We start from the raw sequence: 21041 nt of genomic DNA, 5'->3' as shown, positions 1-21041 counted from the left end.
AGAAAGAGGGCGACAATGGCCAAAGTTTTGGTCGTAACTTCCGGCAAGGGTGGCGTTGGCAAGACAACGTCTTCGGCGGCGCTGGGCGCGGCGCTGGCGCATGGCGGCGAGAAGGTCGTGGTCATCGACTTCGACGTCGGCCTGCGCAACCTGGACCTCGTCATGGGGGCCGAGCGCCGCGTGGTGTTCGACCTCATCAACGTGGTGCAGGGCGACGCGAAGCTCAACCAGGCGCTCATCCGCGACAAGCGCATGGAGAACCTCTCCCTGCTGCCCGCCTCGCAGACCCGCGACAAGGATGCGCTCACGGAAGAGGGCGTGGCCCGGGTGCTGAACGAACTGCGCGAAAAGTTCGACTGGATCATCTGCGACAGCCCGGCGGGCATCGAGCGCGGCGCCACCATGGCCATGCGCCATGCGGATGTCGCGGTGGTCGTGACGAACCCGGAGGTCTCCTCGGTCCGCGACTCCGACCGCATCATCGGCCTGCTCGATTCCAAGACGGAGCTGGCCGAGAAGGGCGGGCGCATCGAGAAGCACCTGCTGCTCACCCGCTACGATCCGGCCCGCGCCGAGCGCGGCGAGATGCTGAAGGTCGAGGACGTGCTGGAGATCCTGTCGATCCCGCTGATCGGCATCATCCCCGAGAGCGAGGAGGTGCTGCGCGCCTCGAATGTCGGCTCGCCGGTGACCCTGAACAATCCGGCCAGCGCGCCGGGCCGGGCCTATTTCGACGCCGTGCGCCGCCTCAAGGGCGAGACCGTCGAGCTGACCATCCCGACCGACAAGAAGGGGTTGTTCGGCAAGTTGTTCGGACGGAGGGCTGCATGAGCCTTTTGAGCTTCTTCAACCGGCGCACCTCGGCGCCCGTCGCGCGGGAGCGATTGCAGATCCTGCTCGCGCATGAGCGCGGCGTCGTCGGCGGCAAGCCCGATCTCGTGGCGCAGCTGCGGGAAGAGATCCTGGCCGTCGTCCGCCGCCATGTCATGGTCGAGCAGGACAACGTTCAGGTGAAGATGAACCGCGATTCCGACATCTCGACCCTCGAGATCGAGATCGAGATTCCGGCGCCGGCCCCGGCGGGCGCCTGAAATCCATGAGCCTCAGCCAAGCGGCCCCTGCCTGCGCGGGGGCCGCTTTCGTTTTGGTTGCCGCTCTTACGGCTGCTGCTTGCCCCAGACGCCGATCTTCGCTTCGCGGGCCTTCTCGGCCGCGGCCTTGAGGTCCGGAGTCGCATCGTCGGTGGGCCGCCCGCCGCCGTTGAACAGCACCACGCGGGACAGATCCTGTCCGCCGACCTGGCACCGGTAGACGTCGTTTCCGGCCACCTGATCGCAGGCCACTTCGCGGCCGTTGAGATACTGGGTCAGGTCTTCGGGCTTGCCGGCGCCTGGCGCCCATTCCACTCCGAACAGGCGCACCACCTCACCGTTCAGGGACAGGGTCGCCGTGTCGATCACGTCCGGCACCCCGCGCAGCGCCCCCGCGGAGCCGGTCGAGCCCGTGCTCGAAGGCTCCGGTTCCCGGATGGGACTGGCCGCTGCGGCGGTGGCCGCGGCCGGCGCGCCCGTGCTGGACTGAGGGGCAGGCGCCTCGTCGCCCCGGAACAAGACGGCGCCGACGCCCACGAGCGCGAGGACGGCCGCCGCGCTGAGCGCGAGGGCCGGGCGCTTCCAGGAGCGGGTGCGCATGTCGCCGAAGACCGTGCGCTCGTGCTCCTCGGCCATCGGGACCGGATGGTGTTCCACCGGGTTCCCGGCGCTGCGGTCGCGCGCGACCGCGGCCTTGGACGCCTCGGGCGAGCTGCGCGGCCATTCCGCGGCCGGCAGCCTCGGGCCTCGTTCGTCAGCGGCGGCCTCCTGCCGCACCGGCGGCACGACTGCCTCCTCCGGTGGCGGGGCCGGTTCGGCCGCCGGCCGCGGAGGCGAGCCGGGGTCGAGGCTCATCCAATCGCGCTTCGGCTTCTCGCGCGGCCGGGGCGGTTCGCTCCCGTCTGCGATCGAGGCCTCGTCGCGCTTCGCCGGCCGGAACAGCACCGGATATTTCAGGCGCAGTTCGTCCATCAGGTCGTGCAGCGTGAACTCCGCATTCCGCCCGTCCTTCTCGATCGTGCGCGGCCGGCCCTCGTGGTCGATGATGGTGAGCTTGAGCACCCCGTCCACCTCGGACGGGCGCACGGAGGATTCGATGATCAGCTCGAGCGCGCGGCGGGCGTCGTCGGTGGGGTGAAACCGGTCGAGCTCCGCGTGGATGGTCTCGCGCATCCTGTCGCGCATGCGGGCCCAGTTGCGGCGCGGATCCGCCTTCGGATCGTGGGTCATGGTGTCGTCATTCATGCGAGGCGCCCTCCGGGGCACGATTTCGGCGGCGGTCCTGGCCGAGCAGCGTGCTGTGCTCGGCCACGATAACCGGCTTGTCGCCGATGAACTGAACGATGAGCTGAAGGGCGCCGGTGCCCTGCGAGATGCGCCGCCGCTTGGGCGACGAGGCGGTGAAATCGAACACCGCATGCACCGTGCAGACCTCGCCGGCCGGGTTGCACACGGTTCCGATCCCGTCCGGGCGCGGACGATAGTCGCGCTCGGGCCAGCGCCGCACGAAGCGCCGCTTCTCGTTGAAGAGCCTCTGCATGGTCACTTCGCGGCCATGGAAGAGGATCCGGGGCGCATAGAAGGCCGCCGTGGCTTCCAGCGCGACGTCGTTCGAGGCCGACCAGGACTGGAGATAATCGATCGCGAAGTTTCTCGCCACGGACTCGCGGTCGCCGCGCTTGTCGGCATCCGGGTCCTTCTGCGGCCGCGCCGTCACGGCGGGAGCCGACGGGGCTGCCGCAGGCGGCGGCTCGGCCTGCCGGACAGCCGGCGCGTCGGGCCGGGCGACCGGATCCTGAGGCTGTGCCGATCGGGTCGGCGGAGCCGCAGGGGCGGGAAGAGGTGCGGGGGGCGGTGTCGCGGCCTGCGGGGCCGGCGCCGGGGCGGCCGGCACGGGGGCGGCCGGTGCCGGGCTCGCGGGCGGGGAGGGCGGCGGGGAGGCCGTGCCCTCAGCCGGGGGATCGACCCAGGTCCGTCCTGTCTGCGCCGCAGCCATGGGGGCCGCGGCCGTCAGCAACGCCAGGAGGGCAGTGATCGATGTCAGCGGCCGACCGATCTTCATGCGTTTCCAATAGGCCTCGTGTTCAAAAAAGGTGACCGGGGAAAAGCGACCCGAAGGCTTCTCGGTTCCATGAGGCGCCCGGACAGGAAGGTTCCTGCCCGGGCGCTCGTAAAGGCTCAGTTTGACGATGATTCGGTGATGAAAAAACGGCTGGCTTCGGAACCGCCGTCAGAGCTGGGCGACGTCGACGGATCCGACCCCGGAGATCCCAATCGCCTGCGCGGAGGCTTTTGACAGGTCGATGACGCGGCCATGGGCATAGGGACCACGATCATTGATACGAACCACCACGGATTTGCCAGTCTTCCGGTTCACGACCCGGACCTTCGTGCCGAAGGGCAGGGTGCGGTGGGCGGCGGTCAGATCGTTGGTGTTGAAGGTTTCGCCGCTCGCGGTGCGCCGGCCGTGGAAGCCCGGTCCGTACCAGGAGGCGCGGCCGCTCTGGATGACCTTGCTGGACGATGTGTCAGGCTCCGCATGAGCGGCAGGAGTCAAGACGATCGTCGATCCGGAGATGAAAAGACTGGCGAGTGCGAGCGTCACCTTACGTTGATCCACAATGCATTCCCTTGATTGTTATCGATGGGGTGCAAAATGAAGGCTAATAGGGCAACATTAAGACGCTATAATCATCCGCCATATCGGATGTATAGCCTCAGTATCAGAGTCCACTATGCAATTGATCTATGATGATAGTGTAGCGATCAAATCGAGCGTCAAATTGAACTCAAACACTCTCTCGCGCGATTGCTTGGTCGCGCATGCTTGCTTACTGGGATGGGTCCGGCCCAGCTTTGCGCGGCGGAAGAGTCATGAGCCAGAGGGCAAGACCAAGGGCCACTGCGAGCAGAAGGGTCACCAGGGCCGCGACGCCGGACCAGCCGCCATGAATCCAGAACACGCCGCCCAGGGTGCCGACGGCGCTGGAGCCTAGGTAGTAGCAGAACAGATACAGGGCGGAGGCCTGAGCCTTCCCGCTCAGAGCCCGGTTTCCCACCCAGCTGCTCGCGATGGAATGCGCGCCGAAGAACCCGAAGGTGACGGCCACGACCCCGGCCAGGATGAGCGCCAGAGGATGGAAGAGCGTCAGCGCCACGCCGGCGAGCATGATCGCGATCATGGCCCATAGGACGCGCCGTCGCCCCAACCGTCCCGCCAGCTCGCCGATCCAGGCGGAGCTTAAGGTTCCGATCAGATAGGCGGAGAAGATCGCCCCGATGGCGGTCTGGCTCAGGGAATAGGGCGCCTCCGTCAGGCGATAGCCGAGATAGTTGTAGATCGTCACGAACCCGCCCATGAGGAGGAAAGCCTCCGCAAACAGGGCCCGCAGGCCGGGATCGCGCAGGTGTTCCCTGAAGGAGCCCAGCAGCTCTGCCGGACGGGCTGGGCGGGGTTGGAAGTGGGCTGAAGCCGGCAGGCTCCGCCAGGCCGCGACCGCCGATGCGAGCCCCACGGCTCCGATCAGGCCGATGGCGAGCCGCCAGGAGCCGAGATCCGTCAGCAGGCCGCTGATGATCCGTCCCGCCATGCCGCCTACCGCGTTGCCGCCGATGAAGAGCCCCATGGCGAGGCCGATGGATTTCGGATCCACCTCCTCGCTCACATAGGCCATGGCGACGGCCGGAAGGCCGCTCAGGGTGACACCGATCAGCATGCGGGCGAAGAGCAGGCTGGTCCAGTTCGGGGCGGCGGCCGAGAGAAGAGTCAGAACTGCCGAGGCGAAAAGGGACGCCACCATGACGGGCTTGCGCCCCCAGACGTCAGACAGGGATCCGGCCGCCAGCATGGCCACGGCGAGGAGGCCGGTCGAGAGCGACAGGGACAGGCTGCTGATGGCGGCGCTGACATGGAACTCCTGCGAAAACTCCGGCAGCAGGGGCTGAACGCAGTACAAGATGGCAAAGGTCGAGAAGCCGGCGGCGAACAGGGCGAGATTCAACTGGCGAAAGGCGGAGGTCCCTCTCACCAGACGGCTCGGTGTCTCCGGCATCTGCTCCTGCCTATATTCATTCCGCATGCCTGCTCCATGGACAGGTCTCGACAGGCGATCCAAAGACCAAGGCCGGTTCGGGGCTTCCATGCTTAGAGCGCAAGAGTAAGTCCGTCGACTGATCGGTCCATTCGCTGAAAGCATGGACTATGTGCCGAGTTTGCACTTCTCGGCGCGTAAAAACAGTATTCTATGTAAATCCATATCCTCCAAACTTGAGACCTTCAGGCTCGTTGCGTCGCCGCGCGAGCCTCATTTTTTGAGTCCTTCATGACCTCCGCCCCCGTCGCCCGGAAGAACCCGGCTCCGCCTGTGCCCTCCGGCGCGTCGGCCTCTCCGTTGCGGGGGATCCTGTTCCTGATCGCCTCTACGATCGTGTTTTCCGTGGCTGACGTCATCACGAAGCAGCTCGCTTCCACCCTGCCGCCGCCGGAAGTGGCCTGGATGCGCTATGTCACCTTCGCGCTCGTCATCATCCCTGTCGTGCTGATGAAAGGCGGCCCCGCCCTGCTGCGCTCGCAGCGGCCGAGCCTTCAGGTGCTCAGAGGTTTGGGCATGGTGGGCTCGTCCATCATGTTCATCCAGAGCCTGCCCCATCTGCCCGTGGCTGATGCGACCGCGATCTTCTTCGTCTCGCCGATCCTGATCATGGCGCTCTCCGTGCTGTTCCTCGGCGAGTCCGTCGGCTGGCGGCGCTGGAGCGCAGCGGCAATCGGCCTGATCGGGGTCATGATCGTGGTGCGTCCCGGCGCGGGCACCTTCCAGCCCGCGGCCTTCCTGCCGATCATCAGTGCATCGAGCTGGGCCGTCGGCGCCGTGGTGACCCGCAAGATCACCGGCGACCAGGCCCTGACGACGCTCGCCTATTCGGCCTCGGTCGGCAGCCTCGTTCTGAGCGCGCTCATGCCCTTCCATTGGGTGACACCGAATGGAACCGAGATCGCGCTCGGCCTGTGCATGGGCGTCCTGTTCGCGATCGGCCACGGATTCGTGGTTCTGGCCTATCGCCAGGGCAACGCGTCGCTGATCGCGCCGTTTTCCTATGTCCAGCTGATCTGGGCCGGCACGCTCGGCTATCTGGTCTTCGGATCGCTGCCGGATTCCTGGACCGTCGCCGGGGCCGGTCTCATTGCCGTGAGCGGCTTCTACACGGCTTACAGGGAGCGCGTCCGCGCCATGCAGAAGAGATTTTCAGCCTGACGCGCCTCAGGTTCCCGAATGCACGACGCGCAGACGTGGGCGGGCTGTGCGGCTGTAGAAGTTGAGCTCCACAAATTCCGCATCCGCCGGGCCCTCGACGAGCCGGTAGCCGAACTGCTCAACCAGGGCACGCACCTGACCCAGGTTGTCGTTGGAGATCCTGCGGGTGAATTCCGTCAGATCCTGGCTCATCAATGCCGCGACGATTCCGATCTCGACACCCTGGTCGAAATCGGCGCTGCGCGCCGGAAAACGAAGCCGCATACCCTCAGCGAGATGGATGTGGTGCATGGGATCCTGGACAGTTCACGCTTACAACTGGCAGCGTTTATCCGGCACAAGATCCTACCGGTTGCTTAAAGTCCCGCAGACCGCGGGCACGGGGCAGGGGTGTGGTTAATCCTTCGTGCAGAGGCGTGCGATGGATCCGGAAGGGCAGCTTTGCAGTTATCTCAAGGAAGGTAGTGCCGTAACGGCATGGCTGGTTCGGCACGGCCGGCTCTTACAACGGGAGTGAGGCGCAGCATGACGCGGCTTTTGATGGGGATCGCCTTGGCAACCGGTCTGATCGGGTCGGCGGCCCAGGCGGCGGATGTGAGGACGACCACACGGTTCGAGACCAGCCGGCTTCAGTCTGGCCGCGCGATCGCACGGCTCGCCGACCAAGGGCTCGGCTATTCCGTGCTGCACGATGCGCCGAGCGGCCCGCAGGGTTACTACCGGGTGCACGTGACCTGCGCCATCGACGAGAGCTTCATGCAGACCTACTGCCCCACGCCGGCCTATGTCTCCGCGTGCCCGCGCGCCCGGATCGCCTGCGCCGATGGTGGCGGGAGCGTTCAGGCCCTGCGGCTGAAGTACTGACAGGAACGCACCGACAGATCCTATTGGGACCATCCTGGTCCGGGCTCTGCCGGAGCGGGTGGCGGGTTTTCGGAAATCCCGCCTTGTATTCGCCGCAAGGAGACCCTAGATAACCGTTATCGACATTTGGCCGGACAATCGGGCCGTTACGCCTTGGCATTCCAGGCGCACGTTCAGACACTCTTCCAAACATCGACGAACCGAGCGCGCGCTCGTGCGGCTGCACGACGCTGGCTCACGTGCATATCAGCCTTACCAAGGATACCCCCCATGATTACGGGCACCGTGAAGTTCTACAACGACCAGAAGGGCTTCGGCTTCATCCAGCCGGACGACGGCAGCAAGGACGTGTTCGTCCACGCCACCGCGCTTGAGCGCGCCGGCATCCGCGGCCTGCGCGAGGGCCAGAAGGTCTCCTTCGACACCGCCGAGGACCGCCGCTCCGGCAAAGTCGCCGTCAACAACATTCAAACGGCCTAATGTCGGTTGAACAGGCTTGGCCTCCGGGCCGCCTCCCGAAGCCGCCCCTCGAGGGCGGCTTTTTGCTTTTTCTTCTGAAGGAGTCTCCCGTGGGTCATAAATATTCGATGGGCCAACTGGTTCATGCCGCTGCAGCCCATTTCGCCGATCGCACGAGCGGGACCTATGAGATCGTTCGCCTGATGCCCGAGAACAGCGCGGGCGAGCTGGGCTATAGGATCCGTGACACCCTGAGCGGCACCCAGCGTGCGGTCGGAGAATCGGAAATCCGCGCTGTCGGGACAAAGCAGGCCGGGCACAGTCATTGAGTCTTACCTTCCAGATCGCGGCATATTAAGAACGCCGGCGTTCAGCGTGGACTCAGCTACCTTGCAAGACACGAAACCAAGCGGCGTCTATGGGACGCCTCCGGCCGAACTGGCCGAGGTCCCGGCAGGGGCCATCCAGTTCTCGCCCCTGATCCCCGGTTCCGAGCGACTGGAGCAACAGGACGAGGGCTCTCTCGATCGCTTGATCGTGCTGGCCCCACCTGGAACGGTGGAACGACGCTACACCGTCGCCCTGGCCCTGCGGGCGCTTGCGCCCGGCGGGTCCCTGACGGTTCTTGCGCCCAAGGACAAAGGCGGTTCGCGGATCGGCAAGGAACTCAAGGGTTTCGGCTGCGACGTGGCCGAGACGTCTCGTCGCCATCACCGCATCTGCACTGGCACAGGGCCCGCGCATCCGCCGGGGCTCGAGGATGCTCTGGCGGAGGGCAGCCCCCGGGTCGACGAAACCTTGGGTCTCTGGACATGGCCCGGTGTCTTCAGCTGGAACCGCCCTGATCCCGGCAGCGTCCTCCTGGAGCAGACCCTGCCGGTTCTGAACGGGCGGGGGGCAGATTTCGGCTGTGGCATCGGCACTCTCGCCCGAACCGTCCTGGCCTCCCCCAAGGTCGAACGCCTGACCCTGATCGACATCGACCGTCGCGCCGTCGATATGGCCCGGCGCAACGTCGAGGATCCGCGGGCTGAGGTTCGCTGGACCGATATCCGCAGCGGCATCGACCTGAACGGCCTTGATTTCGTGGTGATGAATCCGCCGTTCCACGATGGCGGCGTTGAGGATCAAAGCCTCGGACAGGCTTTCATCCGCCGGGCCGCGGAGGCTCTCCGGCCGGGCGGGGTTCTCTGGCTTGTCGCCAACCGGCATCTCCCCTACGAGGCCGTCTTGAAAAGCCTGTTCAAGCGCGTGGCGCCGAAGGTCGAGGCGAACGGCTACAAGATCTACGAGGCCGTCAGATGAGCAAGGTTCCGACGCTGCGCCTCGACAGGCTTCTGGCCAATATGGGCTATGGCTCGCGCCGCGAGGTCCAGTCACTGGTCGATGCAGGGCTGGTCACCCTGGACGGGATTGAGATCGAGGATTCCGATCAGCGCATCGCCGTGACGCGCGACCTCTCGGAGCGGATGCGCATCCGGGGCAAGCCGCTCGACCCGCCCCCCGGCCTGGCGCTGATGCTGCACAAGCCTCTGGGCGTCACCTGCTCGCACAAGGAGGCCGGTCCCCTGGTCTATGGCCTCCTGCCGGACCGCTGGCGCCGGCGCGACCCGGCCATCTCGACGATCGGACGGCTCGACAAGGACACGTCGGGGCTTCTGCTCATGACCGACGACGGTACCCTGCTGCACCGGATCATCTCGCCCCGGGCAAACATCTCCAAGCGCTACCGCGTCACGCTTGACCGTCCACTGCGAGGCGACGAGGCGGAGATCTTCTCGGCCGGGACCCTGATGCTCGAGAACGAGGACAAGCCCCTCCTGCCGGCCGGCCTGGAGGTGATCTCCAGCACCAGCGCCTACCTGATTCTGACGGAAGGCCGCTACCATCAGGTCCGGCGCATGTTCGCCGCTCTCGGAAACCACGTCATGGCCCTGCACCGTGATCGGATCGGCGGCCTGACCCTCCCGGATGACTTGGAGCCAGGACAGTACCGCCTGCTCGGCGAGGCCGATCTCGCCCAGGTGCTGCCCCGGCCCGCAGGCAATTGAGGACGGGTCCGTTCGGCCCGCCTACGATGTCGCCGCGGCGATGAGCCCGGCGGTGTCATAGTATTCCTCGAAATCGACCGCCTTGCCGTTATGGAACCGCCAGATGTCGACCTTCCGGGTGTCTGCCACCTTGCCCGTTCCCTTGTGGCGCCAGACCACCCGTCCCACCACGGCCACGCGATCGTTCTGGGCGATGAACTCGTCCATGGCGTGGGAGATCATCTCCCAGTCGCGCATGAGGTCCTCAAGATAGGCACGCACGCCCGCCTTGCTGGTCCGGCGGGCCGTGAAGGGCACTTGCGGCGAACCCTCCGCCAGGGAGCCGAGGGTGACATCATCGGCAATGATGTTCATCCAGCATTCGCAGTCGCGGCCGCTGGTCTCCACCCATCGGGCATAGGCTTGGCGAAGAAGGGAAACATGGTCATTCGGGGCTGCCATTGAGCTCTCCTATGGAAAGCAACCTTGAGCGAGTCGCCCGAGCGACATGGTGAGGCAGGATCTGCTGCCTGCGCAATGTCTCTTCAGGTGGAGCCCAAGCGTGACCGGCGCTAAGCGGACCTCATATGCGCCCGCTTCGGTTGCTCTGAGGCCTCCGGTCGGGTTAGGGAGAGAGGTTCCCCACCTTGGGGTACCGTTCGCTCGGATGGACAGAGCATTGGCCCGACCTCGCATCTCTTTCGCCATCGTGCAGGCCTTGCTCGGACTGATTTTCCTGGCGTGGCTGCCGGCGATCAACCATGCGGGTGCGGAGACCCCTTTTCCCCTTCAGCTCGAGAAAGCTCTTCTGCTGATCGATTGGTCCGACAGCGGAGAGACGGAGCGGGAGAATGGTCCGGAGGAATGGAGTGACGGCGACGGCACCTTAGAGGCTTTCGTGTCTGCAGGTGTGGCCTGCCTCGTCCTGATGAACGGCCAAGGGCCGGGAGCTGCCATCGATCGCTGGCAGTTCATCAACTTCAACCTTCTCGGATCTCTGCGCGCGACCGGTCCACCTTCCCTTTGATCGCAGCCTGGCTTGTCCGGAAGCTAGTCCGAATGGTTCCGGTCGATTGCGTCATGCGCCTGAAATGGCGCTCCTCCTGTTCCTCGAGAACGGCTTTCAACCGTAATTTCGCCCCTGCATCGACCATCGCCGGTCAGCGGGCGAACCTCCGTTGCCGCTGATCTCGACCGTCATACAAGTTCCCTGTCATGGAAGCCCTTTTCCCCCAAGTTCTCAAACTCCTCGGCATCATCTGGATCAACGTCATCCTGTCCGGCGACAATGCCGTGGTCATTGCTCTCGCCTGCCGCGGTCTGCCGGAAGACAAACGCCGGATCGGCATGATCCTGGGTGCCGGCGTCGCGGTCGGCCTTCGGATTATCTTCACGGTCCTGGTCGCGGCGCTCCTTGCGACGCCGTTCCTGAAAATCGTCGGAGGCCTCCTCCTTCTCTGGATCGCCGTGAAGCTCCTGAACGGGGACGATGACGAAGGTGGCGTCAAGGAGACCGACCGTCTCTGGCATGCGGTCTGGACCGTGGTGGTCGCCGATGCTGTCATGAGCCTCGACAACGTCCTGGCGATTGCCGCGGTGGCGCAGGATTCCACAGCCCTTCTCGCCATCGGCCTCGCCATTTCCATCCCGCTTATCGTGGCGGGTGCGGCCCTTATCATGGCCCTTCTGGACCGGCTGCCCCTTCTCGTCTGGGCCGGCGCGGCCCTGCTGGGCTGGGTGGCCGGAGAGATGCTGATCTCGGATCCGTGGCTGATCGAACGTCTCGGTCAGGAACTCAGCCACAAGGCCGAGATCCCCACCGCCATCGTGGGAGCCGCCCTGGTGCTCGCTCTCGGCTATTTCTCCCGGCAGCGGGCAGCCGCTGACGAGACCTGAAGCCACGTAGGCTAGATCGTCCGGATTCTGACTTCGCGGCCGTCCCTGCCTCGGGACGGCTGCAACTGCCCTGCCGGCAGAGGTTGCCCTCCGGGCCGTTATCGGCTAGGGAAGAAACAGGCCCAGCGCCTCAAGCACCCGTAGCTCAGCTGGATAGAGCGTTGCCCTCCGAAGGCAAAGGTCACACGTTCGAATCGTGTCGGGTGCGCCACTGCTAAACTCTTGCAGAGCAAGGGTTTCAAGCACAAGGGCCAAGCCTCTCAAACAGCACAGAAGTCCAATCCGTCACAGCCCTGTCACAGCTGAACGGAAAACGACGAATGGCGACCATCCGCAAGAGAGGCTCTTCCTGGCAAGTCCAAGTACGAAGGGAGGGCTTCCCGCCTTTAACCAAATCCTTCTCAACCAGAGCTGATGCCGCTGAATGGGCACGAGATAAGGAGCGGCAAATAGACCGCGCTGAGCTTCCCTCGTCCATCAAGGAGTTCAGGGGAATGACCGTTGCTGACCTGCTCAGAAGGTATGGGCAGGAAGTCACTCCCAAAAAACGTGGGGCAAGGTCTGAACAATCTCGGTTGCGCCAGCTTCTCGGCCACAGCATCGCTGATGTTGGCCTCCATAACCTGTCGGGAGCAGCAGCATCCCGCTATCGTGACGACCGACTGAAAGCCGTCAAACCAGCTTCGGTGCGCCGTGAGCTGGTGGTGCTTCGTCATGTCTTTGAAGTGGCAATGACCGAGTGGAGCATCCCCATTCGTCTCAACCCTGTCCGTCAGATAAAGCTGCCGAGCGACTCAAAGCCGAGAGAGCGTCGTCTTGAGGATGGCGATGATACTCGCTTGGCTGAGGCGATAAGTGCAAACTCCGCTTGGTATCTCCGCCCCTTGATCGCCCTCGCTATTGAAACGGGTATGCGACGAGGTGAACTCCTCTCTATCCGGTGGAAGGACGTTGATATGACTGCTCCGACCATCCGCATCCTCAAGACCAAGAATGGCCATCCTCGCACAATCCCGCTCACTCCTAAGGCGGTTAAGATATTGACCTTGTTGGAGAGGAAGGATGAGCGGGTATTCCCCGTAACGCCCAACGCTGTTCGCCTTGCATGGGAACGGCTGAGAAAGAGAGCTGGTCTTGAGGATTTACGGCTGCATGACCTGAGGCATGAGGCTGTATCTCGTTTCTTTGAGTATGGTCTGACTGTGCCTGAGGTTGCTCTGATCAGTGGGCATCGTGATCCACGGATGCTGAGCCGCTACACTCACTTGAGGCCCGAAAGGGTCGCTGAGAAGTTAGCCAAGGCGACGGCTGGCTAATCAAAAGAAAAAGAGCCTGATGGAAGGACCGTCAGGCTCAGAGTCTAACCAGAGGGAACCAGTGAAGTTCATGAGGCCAACGGTCAAGCCTGATGCTGGTTCCCTCTTAGCTCACGGATTGGCAAGATACTTTGCTACTAGGAGCGCCAACACAATCAAAACCAAGGCTCCGACCGCCAATGGTCCTTCAGCATGAGCATCCAACAACTTCCAGATACGTAGAGACAGGCGAGGCAATCTCACGTTTGTTCTCCCGAAACATACCGTTAAGAGTACCACGGAATGAGAACAAATGAAGAACATTCTAGTTCGACTGTGGATGACTGTGGATTAGTTTTGACCTTGCAGCGGGGCATCAAAAAGCCGTCGATGCAGAGCAGATTAAGGCCCAGGAACCTGACGGGGCTAAGACCATGCCGGATGTTGAAATGACAATCGGAGTCGCTCACGACAGGACGGCAACAGCAATCAAGATTGCGCCTCTTGAACAGCCACCCTTGCAGCTGGTGCTCACATTTGACGAGCTTGATCAACTGATCCGCGAACTTGGAACCGCAAGAAGCAAGATGGTCGAAGGGCAATCACTCCCTGACTTTGAGAATGAGGAAGTCACAATCAGCACGGTTGCCAATGCAAGATGGTATATCAAAGCGTCGCCGCCAGCAGGGGGTTTGCTAGCATTTTATCACCCCAAGTTTGGACCAGTGGGTTTCACCCTCCCACGTGATCAGGTCATCCAGGTCGTTAACTTCCTGACAGAACGGTTTATTCTTCAACCCACTCAATCGGCAGAGAAGCACTAAGCTCTGCTGTAGCAGATAGCGTGACCTCAGGAGGGGAGATTGATGCGCACTTTGGCAACCACCGTCTTCGGATTGCTTGCAATCTCCCATCCCACAGTTGCACAGGACTGGAAGCCTCAAACGAACCGCCCAGAAGCCTCTTCCTCTCAAGTGCGCACCAGCCAAGAGGGTGATGCGCAAGCGGCAGCGCGTAAGAAGGCCGAAGATATCGAGAAGGCTCGTCAGCGCAGATTGGACAAGCTTGGTCGAAGCATCTGTATCGGTTGCTGACTGCGGCAGCCCCTGTCCTCCTACCGCTAAAAGAAAGAACCCCAAGCGGGGAAACTTGGGGCTCTCTCAGAGGACCATGAAGGCAACATCGATCTGCCGAGGCGGTGCACAGGAAGGAACGCCTGGGCAGAGAGACAACTCTGCACCCCTGAGTTTGGTCCCTCTTTGCTCTTCTAAATCTTGCTAAGGCACAGGTGGAAACATTCACCACTCATGCTGTTACCGACAGGATGGGAGCTGCAATGTCTGAGATCGCTAAAGCTTCGTACTATCGGGAATTGAAACGGGAATTGGACTTACGGGAAACGGAGTCCCAGCTTCTTGCGGCTGCGGCGGAGAAGCTTGAGCGGGAAAGTCAGACAGTCATAGCCGAAGCAATCCGCGATATGTGGCGTCACAATGAGGTCGCGAGGATTAGGCTTCAGACCCAGCTGGGCGCTCTCTTCTTCTGCTGAATGGCCGCCCCGTCGTCATCTAACCCCAAGGAAAGGGCGCTTCAGCAGCAATGACGCCTGATGACTGCTCCTGATGTACAGACCCAGCGGAGACTTGAGGTTCTGGCTGAGGCGGAGTCCAGGACCACCAGTGTAGGATAAGCTTATAGATGGCTGGGATTGCCCCTAGCCCCTTACGCTGGATGATGCGGCTACGGAGAACCGTTCCGATGAAGAGGAGCAGGGTTTTCATAGCTGATAAGTAAGTAGCAAACTCGGCTATAACAAGGCTCGGAGGCTGTGTCTGACCTTCAACGCTAAGGTTTAAACTGAGCTTACGGTATTTCTCCTCCCATTAAGCAAAGCGCCGTTCTGCTGCTGAACACCCGGAAGGGTGGGTGTGGGACCCAGGGGGCTTTCTGTCGCCCATAAAGACAACGTCGCTCGTGCTCATCCCTGAGCTGGACGGAGGGTCTGGCCGCACCGCCTGAGGATTGTTCCACCCATTAAACAAAGCATTTTCCGCTCCGCTTTAGGGCTGTAAGATTAGCCCGACGCTCAGCCTAAAGAATTGTGTCTCCCATAAAGCAAAGCGTTTTCAGCTCTTACCTCATGAGCGGGACATTAGCGGTTAGCTCAGCTCAGTGAGTTGTACCTACGACCAAGCAACGCGCCTCGCACGCAGACTGCTTGTAAGATCACCGTGAGGCCGAGGGCAAAGCTCAGCGGGTGAATTACCGCCGTCATTAAGCAAGAGCGCCTCTCCAATCGGATCAACAGACGGAACATCAGCCTTCAACTCAGCTCAAAGAATTGTACCTCCCATAGAGCAAAGCGCTTCGCACACTTGCATGACTGCTCTGACACTCAGTGGAAAGCCCAGAGACACAATACCGCCACCATTAATGGCAACCCGAAGACAGGCTAGCTCTAGGGACAGCTCAGGGACGCAATTCTCCCTTCCACAAAGTAAAACGTCTCTGCCTTACGGTTCGCTCAATGTTTGAGAGATCGCAACCCGCTTAACGAGCAGTCCAGATTTTGCAATCTCAAACTTGGACTCTCTTCAATAAGTTACTTACTTTTCAGCAGGTTAGGCAGCGCATCCTTAGAGAGAGAAGCAGAGAAGAAGCGGGTTTAGACCCATTCCTTAGCTTCAACCTCGACACCATCCTCAACAATCAGACTGATCACTAGTGAGTGGTCGGTTTCCAGTAGAGCTGCGTCTTGAAACAACAGCCTACTCTCATTCCTTAGGAACAATAATGACTATCACAATCATCGACTCCATCATGGGGTCGGGAAAGACAACCTTTATGATCAACATGATCAACAAGACCCATGAGGAGTCTTTAGGTCAGTCCTTTCTCAATCCTGATTATCAGGCTCCTCGCTTCCTCTATGTCGCTCCGCTACTGTCTGAGGTTGATAGGATTAGTAAGGCTTGCCATAACCTGAACTTCAAAGACCCTCAGCCTGTAGAGGGTCGTAAGCTCCACCATCTGTCTACGCTGATTGAGGAAGGGGCTAACATCTGTACGACTCATGCTCTCTTCCGCCTCCTCACCAGAGACATTTACGAGAAGCTCAGTCAGCAGAACTACACCCTGATCATTGATGAGGTTCTGGACTGTGTGACTATGTTTGATGGTCTAACGGCGTCAGACAGGAAGCTCCTACTTCAAGATCATCTCGTCTATGCAGACCCAGACACTAAGAGTCCGTCCCGTAAATCATGAACACCGTCCCAAGCGGCGGACGAGGAGCATGACGGAAGCAGCGTAAAGGAATGCTCGGGCCGACGTGAGCGTCGCCTCAGGATCCTTCCAGAGCCGGCGGTTGCGGCTGATCCACGCGAAGAAGCGTTCAACAACCCAGCGGCGTGGATGCACCGCGAACCCTACCTGATCAGGCGGCTTCTTGACGATCTCGATGATAATCGAGGTCGCTTGGGTGGGAGCCTCGCCGGCATAGCCGCTGTCGGCAAACGCTGTGACGATGAACGGGAACGCGCGTCGTGACAGGCGCAGGACCACACAGGCCCCATCCCGGTCCTGCACATCAGCCGGCTGCGGCTCCAGGATCAGACCGCGCCCGTCAGTGTCGACCATCACCTGGCGCTTGCGGCCTTTGACCTTTTTGCCGGCATCATAGCCTCGTGGTCCGCCGCTCTCGGTCGTCTTCACACTCTGGCTGTCGAGCACGGCGGCGGTGGGCGAGGCCTCTCGGCCGACCCGCTCGCGATCAACCATAACCAGCAGATGGTTGAGGGTCTCGAACAGGCCCGTGTCGCGCCAGAAGCTGAACCAGCGGAAGACGGTGCTCTTGGGCGGCAGATCAGAGGGCAACAGCCGCCAGGCAATGCCGCCGCGCAGGACATAGAAGATACCATTGAGGATCTCACGAGCCGGCCAGCGCCGGGGTCGTCCGCGGGTGCGGGGCGCAGGCAGGAGCGGCGCGATCAGCGCCCACTCGGCATCGGTCAAATCGGTTTCGTATCGCAAGCCGTCGCGGCTATACTGCCGCCGGGTGGTCGGGGTCCACATTGCGGTTCCAAGTCAGGCATCAGCACCCTCTTGGAATCATAGCGGCCTCGGCCACTCAACCCTTTTCGGGACGGGCTCTAAGCGTCTCAAGTGGAACCATAGGGACTACCCTCGCTACTCAGGCAGGTTCAACACCATTCGTGACCTATGTGATAACGGCAATCTCGTCCTCTATCGTGACACAGCACTGATCTGGGAGTTCCCGACTGACTTCCTCAAGTGCTTCAATCAGGTTTACGTCCTCACCTATATGTTTCATGGCTCTCCAATGTCAGCTTACCTCAGAGCTGAGAGCTTGGACTTTGAGATGATGACTCTGAGGGCTGGTCAGCTTGTCTCCTGGGAAGATCATTCAGATGAGACTGAGATTAAGGATAGACTGAGGAAACTGATCACTGTCTATGAAGGTCCAGCCAATGATAGAGGCAAGCCCAAGGGGCGTGAAAACCCCATGTCCTCAGGATGGTACGACAAGCTGCTCAAGGATGATCCTGATAGGCTAGAGCGGATTAAAAAGTCTGCTGAGCATTGGTTTAAGATAACTGCTCAGACACCCGCTAACGACAATGCTTGGACCGCCTACAGTAAGGTCAGGAAGACTCTTAAGGGCGCTCGTTACGCTAAGGGCTGGATACCGAACAACGCTAAGGCAACGAATGACTACAGGCATAAGAAGTCACTCGCCTACCTCTGCAACCTGTTCCACAACCCGATGATCAAAGGCTACTTTGAGGATAGGGGGATCGCTGTCTATGAGGAGCTTCATGCCCTGTCTGAGATGATCCAATGGATATGGCGGAGTCAGATCAGAGATGATCTGCCAATCAAGGTGTTTATCCCATCAGAACGTATGAGGAGCCTGTTTATCAAATGGCTTAACACCGCAAGCGTTCAAGAGCTGATTGAATTGGATCAGAAGCTAGCTGCTTAACATCTACCCTCTCGGACGCTGCAACATGCGACTGAGAGAGTTATCCGCCTTATGGGTTTGGTCCGATACTCTCAGACCGCTCGGCCGCACCTACCGACCAACAAAGGCCGAAGCCAGAATCGTAGTTGCATACGCTGACATGATGAAGAACGGGCCAAGCACTGAGGCCGATAGGAGCAGGACCAGTGAGTTTTTGAGAGTACGCATCGTGAGCCTTTCCACTGTCTCGCCCAAAGCGTAAGACACGCAACGCTAACCATAGGTTAACCTTGGCTGTAAAATCTGATGGCTTGACGGAAAGACAGGAAGCTCACTGTGAACGCCGTCGCTTATCAGACGATCTTAACGCCTTCCGATGCTTATAGCCGCCTTCACTAAATGATCGAAAATCACATGACCAAGAGACTACTGAACACGCCATTGTCTTCACTGATGGCGCTTGCCTTGGAAATCCTGGACCAGGAGGCTATGCAGCCGTTGTCACTATTGCAGGGGACGAGCAGATTATTGTGGGCCGAGACACGGCAACGACAAATAACAAGATGGAAATGCTTGCTGCTATCAAAGCGCTTGAAGCTGTTCCTCGCTCGACTCCGATCATTATCCACAGTGATAGCCAGTACGTTATCAAAGGCGCGACCCAATGGCTTCGCGGATGGAAAGCTAAGGGTTGGCGTAAGGCTGATGGTAAGCCTGTGTTAAACCAGGAACTCTGGCTAGAGATAGACAGGCTGATCCAAGGCCGGAAGATCAATTGGCAATGGGTCAAAGGCCATGCTGGACATGAGCAGAACGAGCGAGTTGATGCGCTTGCCAATGCTGAGGCTCATATGGCTGCTATGGCGATTGGGTTTGCTGGAGCGGTACGCTAAGGGCTGACACATGACCCTCTCGGAAGCTCCTCACAGCAACTGAGAGGGTTTGCTGATCTGTGGGTTTGTTTAGGTATTTTATTGAATTGTTACGGCCTTAGCCAATTTTGCCTTGGTCAGTTTCATCCGTGCCTTAAGAACGAGGTGTATATGAAATTCTGGAATAGAACCCTCGCGCCTCATCACGCACTTCACTCCGCCGCACTTCGTAGTCATGCGGATTTGGGAGAATGGCTCTCTCCAAAGTTGTCATGATAGAGACTGTGCGATCTATAACACTATTCAAATCTGCGGTCGCAACGTCCCCGATTCCTTTCTCCTTGCCTTGTAATCTTTTGCTAATCTCGGCTCGCGTTCGATAGATTGGATGCGCAATATTCTTGTCACGATAGTTCCGAAGGCGCTGCATCGCCGGTAACTCAGCGACCCGCGCAACGTCTTTTATGGCTTGCTCTGCGCTTTCCATCAGCTCCTTTACGTCAGGACCCTGGCGCTGTTCTTGCGTAGAGCTTTCTTCGGTAAGACTACCCAGCTGTCCCAAGATACCAAAGCCCGCTCCATTACTGTTCCTCAACAGAGATTGCGCTTCCAGTCTCCGTTGGATGAGGGGCAAAACGTCATCCGCATTCAAAAGCGCCGCTATTGTTGGAAGCCCAAAACCGTGTGCATCGAATTTGTCCCAGAGGCGGCATACTTGGACAATCTCGTAATTTATTACCGTGAGTATAAGCGTGTCCGGAGGTCCGACCGGCTCATTGTGGGTTTCTCCGATCATGTTCCGGATCGCTTCTGACGCCCACAGAGCTTGCTTCTGCTCGTTAAGACGGATCACCTCCACCATTAGTCCAGAGGTTGATGCGAGGCGGTTCTGAGCTACAAAAAAACGCTCCTCCGCCGTTAGATGATTAAAGTCTCTAGGCTCACCGTTGGACATGCCTTGGCCTTTGCTTTGCTGCTAAGCTAATGGCGCGATAGGGCAAACTCAACCGGTTGCCGAACACTCTGATAGGTTCTCAAACGAACCTCACAGCAGACCGCAGCAATGGATCTATCACAAGCGAACTGAATATGTTTGATTGTTACAAAAATCTCTGAGTCTATCGCTCAACCCATGTGCAGCCATGTTCCCCCCTTAGGCATCAGATCAAGAGGTTATCTCTAGCTTTAACCTGATCGCCTCATAAGACGCTCCCGAAATTTGAGCGATCTGATTGCGTGCCTCATCAAGCACACGTTGTACTGTCAACTTGAGTCGCCGTGGCTCGGAGGCGACCGCCGCAGCTACCTCATCTTCATCTATGCCAAGCAGTCGGCACACCTCTGGAAGCAGCTCAGGAGACGGAGCAGTTGTGCCAACCTCCCAACTATTTACAGCCTGACGGGTGACACCAAGCGCCGAGGCCAGTGCCGCCCCAGTCATGCCGATCTTCTTCCGTCCCGCTTTGATCCTGACGCCGAGGCCAATACCTTCCGCCGGTCTGGCGGCTACCTCCTCTGGAACCTCAAATGTGAGACCAGGGTCATGCTTACCAAGATAGATCCAGTCTAGGCTAACCTCAGTAAGAGCGACGAGCTTAAGTGCCTCATCAAGTGAGATGCGTCGGCGTGCATTTTCAAAGTTACTCCAAGACTGCTGACCCATGCCTATATACTCACACCAGTCCTTGGCCCGAGTATAACCTAGCCTCTCCCGCAGATGGCGCAGCCTACGAGCTATTGCCTGCAAGGCCAAAGGGTCATTCTCTATCTGATCTAACACCACTTATGCCCCCAGCAGCCTTTGCTCAAATCGTGCAGCCGAGCCGAGCTTATGTCTAGCGCACGGGGCGTGAGACGGCAGAGCATTGATAATTTTATTGCAAAAACCTGTGAGCCTATCGCTCAACCCGTGCTCAGCTGGTTTCCCCCGTACCCGTGGGGAAGGTCTCGGCTTGTCACAGTGGTTGTCACAGTGAGTGTGACAAACGGAGTTGAACAGAGAGCTTTAAAATCCTTGCTAAGCTCAGGAAGGCTGCTAGGTTAGGTAGCGTAACTGATTGGATTTACTGACTGTTTGTCAGGCCCAGCGCCTCAAGCACCCGTAGCTCAGCTGGATAGAGCGTTGCCCTCCGAAGGCAAAGGTCACACGTTCGAATCGTGTCGGGTGCGCCATTCATTCTCGATGACATAGTTATAGAAGACACGCCGTTCTGATTGCTTCGCGCAAGCAATCGGTGGGTGAGCGAGGCCGTTTCATTCATTGGATTCGGCTCCCGAATGGGTCCGATGCTTTAGCGG

General features: G+C 60.1%; 25 protein-coding genes, 2 tRNA genes and 1 pseudogene. 19 read left to right on the top strand and 9 right to left on the bottom strand.

Going from position 1 to position 21041, the window contains the following annotated elements; genetic code table 11:
- Positions 1 to 15 precede the first annotated feature (15 nt).
- Both minD and minE read left to right on the top strand, forming a co-directional pair.
- Complete coding sequence (gene minD, locus HPT29_RS24235; protein ID WP_173946374.1) at positions 16 to 831, top strand: septum site-determining protein MinD; 816 nt, start codon at positions 16 to 18, stop codon at positions 829 to 831.
- Positions 828 to 1091, top strand: a complete 264-nt coding sequence (gene minE, locus HPT29_RS24230; RefSeq protein ID WP_173946373.1) for a cell division topological specificity factor MinE — start codon at positions 828 to 830, stop codon at positions 1089 to 1091. Before minD ends, minE begins: the two co-directional genes overlap by 4 nt.
- A 66-nt stretch (positions 1092 to 1157) precedes the next feature.
- On the opposite strand, the gene HPT29_RS24225 is transcribed toward minE, so the two are convergent.
- The 4 genes from HPT29_RS24225 to HPT29_RS24210 all read right to left on the bottom strand — a co-directional run bounded on the left by HPT29_RS24225 (position 1158) and on the right by HPT29_RS24210 (position 5170).
- On the bottom strand, positions 1158 to 2336 hold the full coding sequence (locus tag HPT29_RS24225) for a hypothetical protein (protein WP_173946372.1): 1179 nt from the start codon (positions 2334 to 2336) through the stop codon (positions 1158 to 1160).
- Positions 2329 to 3153, bottom strand: a complete 825-nt coding sequence (locus tag HPT29_RS28680) for a hypothetical protein (protein WP_173946371.1) — start codon at positions 3151 to 3153, stop codon at positions 2329 to 2331. Before HPT29_RS28680 ends, HPT29_RS24225 begins: the two co-directional genes overlap by 8 nt.
- Before the next feature lie 168 nt (positions 3154 to 3321).
- On the bottom strand, positions 3322 to 3654 hold the full coding sequence (locus HPT29_RS24215) for a septal ring lytic transglycosylase RlpA family protein (RefSeq protein ID WP_259060787.1): 333 nt from the start codon (positions 3652 to 3654) through the stop codon (positions 3322 to 3324).
- 268 nt (positions 3655 to 3922) lie between these two features.
- Positions 3923 to 5170: an MFS transporter gene (locus tag HPT29_RS24210; RefSeq protein ID WP_259060343.1), complete on the bottom strand. Its 1248-nt coding sequence runs from the start codon at positions 5168 to 5170 to the stop codon at positions 3923 to 3925.
- 243 nt (positions 5171 to 5413) lie between these two features.
- On the opposite strand from HPT29_RS24210, the gene HPT29_RS24205 reads away from it, so the two are divergent.
- Positions 5414 to 6343, top strand: a complete 930-nt coding sequence (locus HPT29_RS24205) for a DMT family transporter (RefSeq protein ID WP_173946369.1) — start codon at positions 5414 to 5416, stop codon at positions 6341 to 6343.
- Positions 6344 to 6349: 6 nt separating this feature from the next.
- Here the strand turns inward: HPT29_RS24205 and HPT29_RS24200 are convergent, their stop codons facing one another.
- Entirely contained in the window at positions 6350 to 6634 is a 285-nt protein-coding gene (locus HPT29_RS24200; RefSeq protein ID WP_173946368.1) for a hypothetical protein, read from the bottom strand.
- A 234-nt stretch (positions 6635 to 6868) separates the two neighbouring features.
- Between HPT29_RS24200 and HPT29_RS24195 the strand changes: the two genes are divergently transcribed.
- From HPT29_RS24195 to HPT29_RS24175, 5 genes are all read left to right on the top strand, one after another.
- Positions 6869 to 7207 (top strand): hypothetical protein, encoded by a 339-nt coding sequence (locus HPT29_RS24195; RefSeq protein WP_173946367.1) that lies wholly within the window; start codon positions 6869 to 6871, stop codon positions 7205 to 7207.
- 270 nt (positions 7208 to 7477) lie between these two features.
- Positions 7478 to 7687 carry a cold-shock protein gene (locus HPT29_RS24190; protein ID WP_099509679.1) on the top strand — a complete coding sequence of 70 codons (210 nt, stop codon included), beginning with the start codon at positions 7478 to 7480 and terminating at the stop codon, positions 7685 to 7687.
- An 89-nt stretch (positions 7688 to 7776) separates the two neighbouring features.
- A complete protein-coding gene (locus HPT29_RS24185; RefSeq protein WP_173945203.1) occupies positions 7777 to 7995 on the top strand; it encodes a hypothetical protein in 219 nt (72 codons plus the stop codon).
- Positions 7996 to 8056: 61 nt separating this feature from the next.
- Positions 8057 to 8971: a class I SAM-dependent methyltransferase gene (locus HPT29_RS24180; RefSeq protein ID WP_247654150.1), complete on the top strand. Its 915-nt coding sequence runs from the start codon at positions 8057 to 8059 to the stop codon at positions 8969 to 8971.
- Entirely contained in the window at positions 8968 to 9717 is a 750-nt protein-coding gene (locus HPT29_RS24175; RefSeq protein WP_173945202.1) for a pseudouridine synthase, read from the top strand. The genes HPT29_RS24180 and HPT29_RS24175 overlap by 4 nt, the downstream gene beginning before the upstream one ends.
- A 21-nt stretch (positions 9718 to 9738) precedes the next feature.
- Here the strand turns inward: HPT29_RS24175 and HPT29_RS24170 are convergent, their stop codons facing one another.
- A complete protein-coding gene (locus tag HPT29_RS24170) occupies positions 9739 to 10158 on the bottom strand; it encodes a nuclear transport factor 2 family protein (protein ID WP_173945201.1) in 420 nt (139 codons plus the stop codon).
- A gap of 217 nt (positions 10159 to 10375) precedes the next feature.
- On the opposite strand from HPT29_RS24170, the gene HPT29_RS24165 reads away from it, so the two are divergent.
- From HPT29_RS24165 to HPT29_RS24135, 7 genes are all read left to right on the top strand, one after another.
- Positions 10376 to 10723, top strand: a complete 348-nt coding sequence (locus HPT29_RS24165; protein WP_173945200.1) for a hypothetical protein — start codon at positions 10376 to 10378, stop codon at positions 10721 to 10723.
- A gap of 188 nt (positions 10724 to 10911) precedes the next feature.
- Positions 10912 to 11592: a TerC family protein gene (locus HPT29_RS24160; RefSeq protein ID WP_173945199.1), complete on the top strand. Its 681-nt coding sequence runs from the start codon at positions 10912 to 10914 to the stop codon at positions 11590 to 11592.
- 134 nt (positions 11593 to 11726) lie between these two features.
- A tRNA-Arg gene (locus HPT29_RS24155) sits at positions 11727 to 11803 on the top strand.
- 283 nt (positions 11804 to 12086) lie between these two features.
- Complete coding sequence (locus HPT29_RS24150; RefSeq protein ID WP_259060339.1) at positions 12087 to 12908, top strand: tyrosine-type recombinase/integrase; 822 nt, start codon at positions 12087 to 12089, stop codon at positions 12906 to 12908.
- 413 nt (positions 12909 to 13321) lie between these two features.
- Positions 13322 to 13711 (top strand): hypothetical protein, encoded by a 390-nt coding sequence (locus HPT29_RS24145; protein WP_173945197.1) that lies wholly within the window; start codon positions 13322 to 13324, stop codon positions 13709 to 13711.
- A gap of 42 nt (positions 13712 to 13753) precedes the next feature.
- Positions 13754 to 13981, top strand: coding sequence for a hypothetical protein (locus tag HPT29_RS24140; RefSeq protein ID WP_173945196.1), 228 nt, complete (start codon positions 13754 to 13756; stop codon positions 13979 to 13981).
- A gap of 1699 nt (positions 13982 to 15680) precedes the next feature.
- Positions 15681 to 16154 carry a DEAD/DEAH box helicase family protein gene (locus HPT29_RS24135; protein ID WP_173945195.1) on the top strand — a complete coding sequence of 158 codons (474 nt, stop codon included), beginning with the start codon at positions 15681 to 15683 and terminating at the stop codon, positions 16152 to 16154.
- Here the strand turns inward: HPT29_RS24135 and HPT29_RS24130 are convergent.
- Positions 16149 to 16961, bottom strand: a complete 813-nt coding sequence (locus HPT29_RS24130) for an IS5 family transposase (RefSeq protein ID WP_173945194.1) — start codon at positions 16959 to 16961, stop codon at positions 16149 to 16151. The genes HPT29_RS24135 and HPT29_RS24130 overlap by 6 nt on opposite strands.
- On the opposite strand from HPT29_RS24130, the pseudogene HPT29_RS29095 reads away from it, so the two are divergent.
- The 3 genes and pseudogenes from HPT29_RS29095 to rnhA form a co-directional block, all read left to right on the top strand.
- A pseudogene (locus HPT29_RS29095) lies at positions 16849 to 17106 on the top strand (hypothetical protein); the annotation flags it as partial. The gene HPT29_RS24130 and the pseudogene HPT29_RS29095 sit on opposite strands and share 113 nt — an antisense overlap.
- A gap of 123 nt (positions 17107 to 17229) precedes the next feature.
- Positions 17230 to 17892 (top strand): hypothetical protein, encoded by a 663-nt coding sequence (locus HPT29_RS24125; protein WP_173945193.1) that lies wholly within the window; start codon positions 17230 to 17232, stop codon positions 17890 to 17892.
- Positions 17893 to 18311: 419 nt separating this feature from the next.
- Complete coding sequence (rnhA, locus tag HPT29_RS24120; protein ID WP_173945205.1) at positions 18312 to 18764, top strand: ribonuclease HI; 453 nt, start codon at positions 18312 to 18314, stop codon at positions 18762 to 18764.
- Between the two features lie 133 nt (positions 18765 to 18897).
- On the opposite strand, the gene HPT29_RS24115 is transcribed toward rnhA, so the two are convergent.
- Together HPT29_RS24115 and HPT29_RS24110 are read right to left on the bottom strand one after the other, a co-directional pair.
- Entirely contained in the window at positions 18898 to 19698 is an 801-nt protein-coding gene (locus tag HPT29_RS24115) for an AbiU2 domain-containing protein (RefSeq protein WP_173945192.1), read from the bottom strand.
- A 210-nt stretch (positions 19699 to 19908) separates the two neighbouring features.
- On the bottom strand, positions 19909 to 20523 hold the full coding sequence (locus HPT29_RS24110; protein ID WP_259060785.1) for a helix-turn-helix domain-containing protein: 615 nt from the start codon (positions 20521 to 20523) through the stop codon (positions 19909 to 19911).
- A 315-nt stretch (positions 20524 to 20838) separates the two neighbouring features.
- Between HPT29_RS24110 and HPT29_RS24105 the strand changes: the two genes are divergently transcribed.
- Positions 20839 to 20915 (top strand) — tRNA-Arg (locus HPT29_RS24105).
- Positions 20916 to 21041: the final 126 nt, after the last annotated feature.

Origin of the sequence: Microvirga terrae, assembly GCF_013307435.2 — a bacterium.
Lineage (GTDB): Bacteria > Pseudomonadota > Alphaproteobacteria > Rhizobiales > Beijerinckiaceae > Microvirga > Microvirga terrae.
This window is presented reverse-complemented; position numbering and strand designations above follow the sequence as displayed.

Excerpts from the sequence above, each read along its gene's own strand:
- minD (WP_173946374.1), top strand. The coding sequence starts at position 16 with ATGGCCAAAGTTTTGGTCGTAACTTCCGGCAAGGGTGGCGTTGGCAAG.
- minE (WP_173946373.1), top strand. The coding sequence starts at position 828 with ATGAGCCTTTTGAGCTTCTTCAACCGGCGCACCTCGGCGCCCGTCGCG.
- HPT29_RS24225 (WP_173946372.1), bottom strand. The coding sequence starts at position 2,336 with ATGAATGACGACACCATGACCCACGATCCGAAGGCGGATCCGCGCCGC.
- HPT29_RS28680 (WP_173946371.1), bottom strand. The coding sequence starts at position 3,153 with ATGAAGATCGGTCGGCCGCTGACATCGATCACTGCCCTCCTGGCGTTG.
- HPT29_RS24210 (WP_259060343.1), bottom strand. The coding sequence starts at position 5,170 with ATGCGGAATGAATATAGGCAGGAGCAGATGCCGGAGACACCGAGCCGT.
- HPT29_RS24205 (WP_173946369.1), top strand. The coding sequence starts at position 5,414 with ATGACCTCCGCCCCCGTCGCCCGGAAGAACCCGGCTCCGCCTGTGCCC.
- HPT29_RS24200 (WP_173946368.1), bottom strand. The coding sequence starts at position 6,634 with ATGCACCACATCCATCTCGCTGAGGGTATGCGGCTTCGTTTTCCGGCG.
- HPT29_RS24195 (WP_173946367.1), top strand. The coding sequence starts at position 6,869 with ATGACGCGGCTTTTGATGGGGATCGCCTTGGCAACCGGTCTGATCGGG.
- HPT29_RS24190 (WP_099509679.1), top strand. The coding sequence starts at position 7,478 with ATGATTACGGGCACCGTGAAGTTCTACAACGACCAGAAGGGCTTCGGC.
- HPT29_RS24175 (WP_173945202.1), top strand. The coding sequence starts at position 8,968 with ATGAGCAAGGTTCCGACGCTGCGCCTCGACAGGCTTCTGGCCAATATG.
- HPT29_RS24170 (WP_173945201.1), bottom strand. The coding sequence starts at position 10,158 with ATGGCAGCCCCGAATGACCATGTTTCCCTTCTTCGCCAAGCCTATGCC.
- HPT29_RS24160 (WP_173945199.1), top strand. The coding sequence starts at position 10,912 with ATGGAAGCCCTTTTCCCCCAAGTTCTCAAACTCCTCGGCATCATCTGG.
- HPT29_RS24150 (WP_259060339.1), top strand. The coding sequence starts at position 12,087 with ATGACCGTTGCTGACCTGCTCAGAAGGTATGGGCAGGAAGTCACTCCC.
- HPT29_RS24145 (WP_173945197.1), top strand. The coding sequence starts at position 13,322 with ATGCCGGATGTTGAAATGACAATCGGAGTCGCTCACGACAGGACGGCA.
- HPT29_RS24140 (WP_173945196.1), top strand. The coding sequence starts at position 13,754 with ATGCGCACTTTGGCAACCACCGTCTTCGGATTGCTTGCAATCTCCCAT.
- HPT29_RS24135 (WP_173945195.1), top strand. The coding sequence starts at position 15,681 with ATGACTATCACAATCATCGACTCCATCATGGGGTCGGGAAAGACAACC.
- HPT29_RS24130 (WP_173945194.1), bottom strand. The coding sequence starts at position 16,961 with ATGTGGACCCCGACCACCCGGCGGCAGTATAGCCGCGACGGCTTGCGA.
- HPT29_RS24125 (WP_173945193.1), top strand. The coding sequence starts at position 17,230 with ATGTCAGCTTACCTCAGAGCTGAGAGCTTGGACTTTGAGATGATGACT.
- HPT29_RS24115 (WP_173945192.1), bottom strand. The coding sequence starts at position 19,698 with ATGTCCAACGGTGAGCCTAGAGACTTTAATCATCTAACGGCGGAGGAG.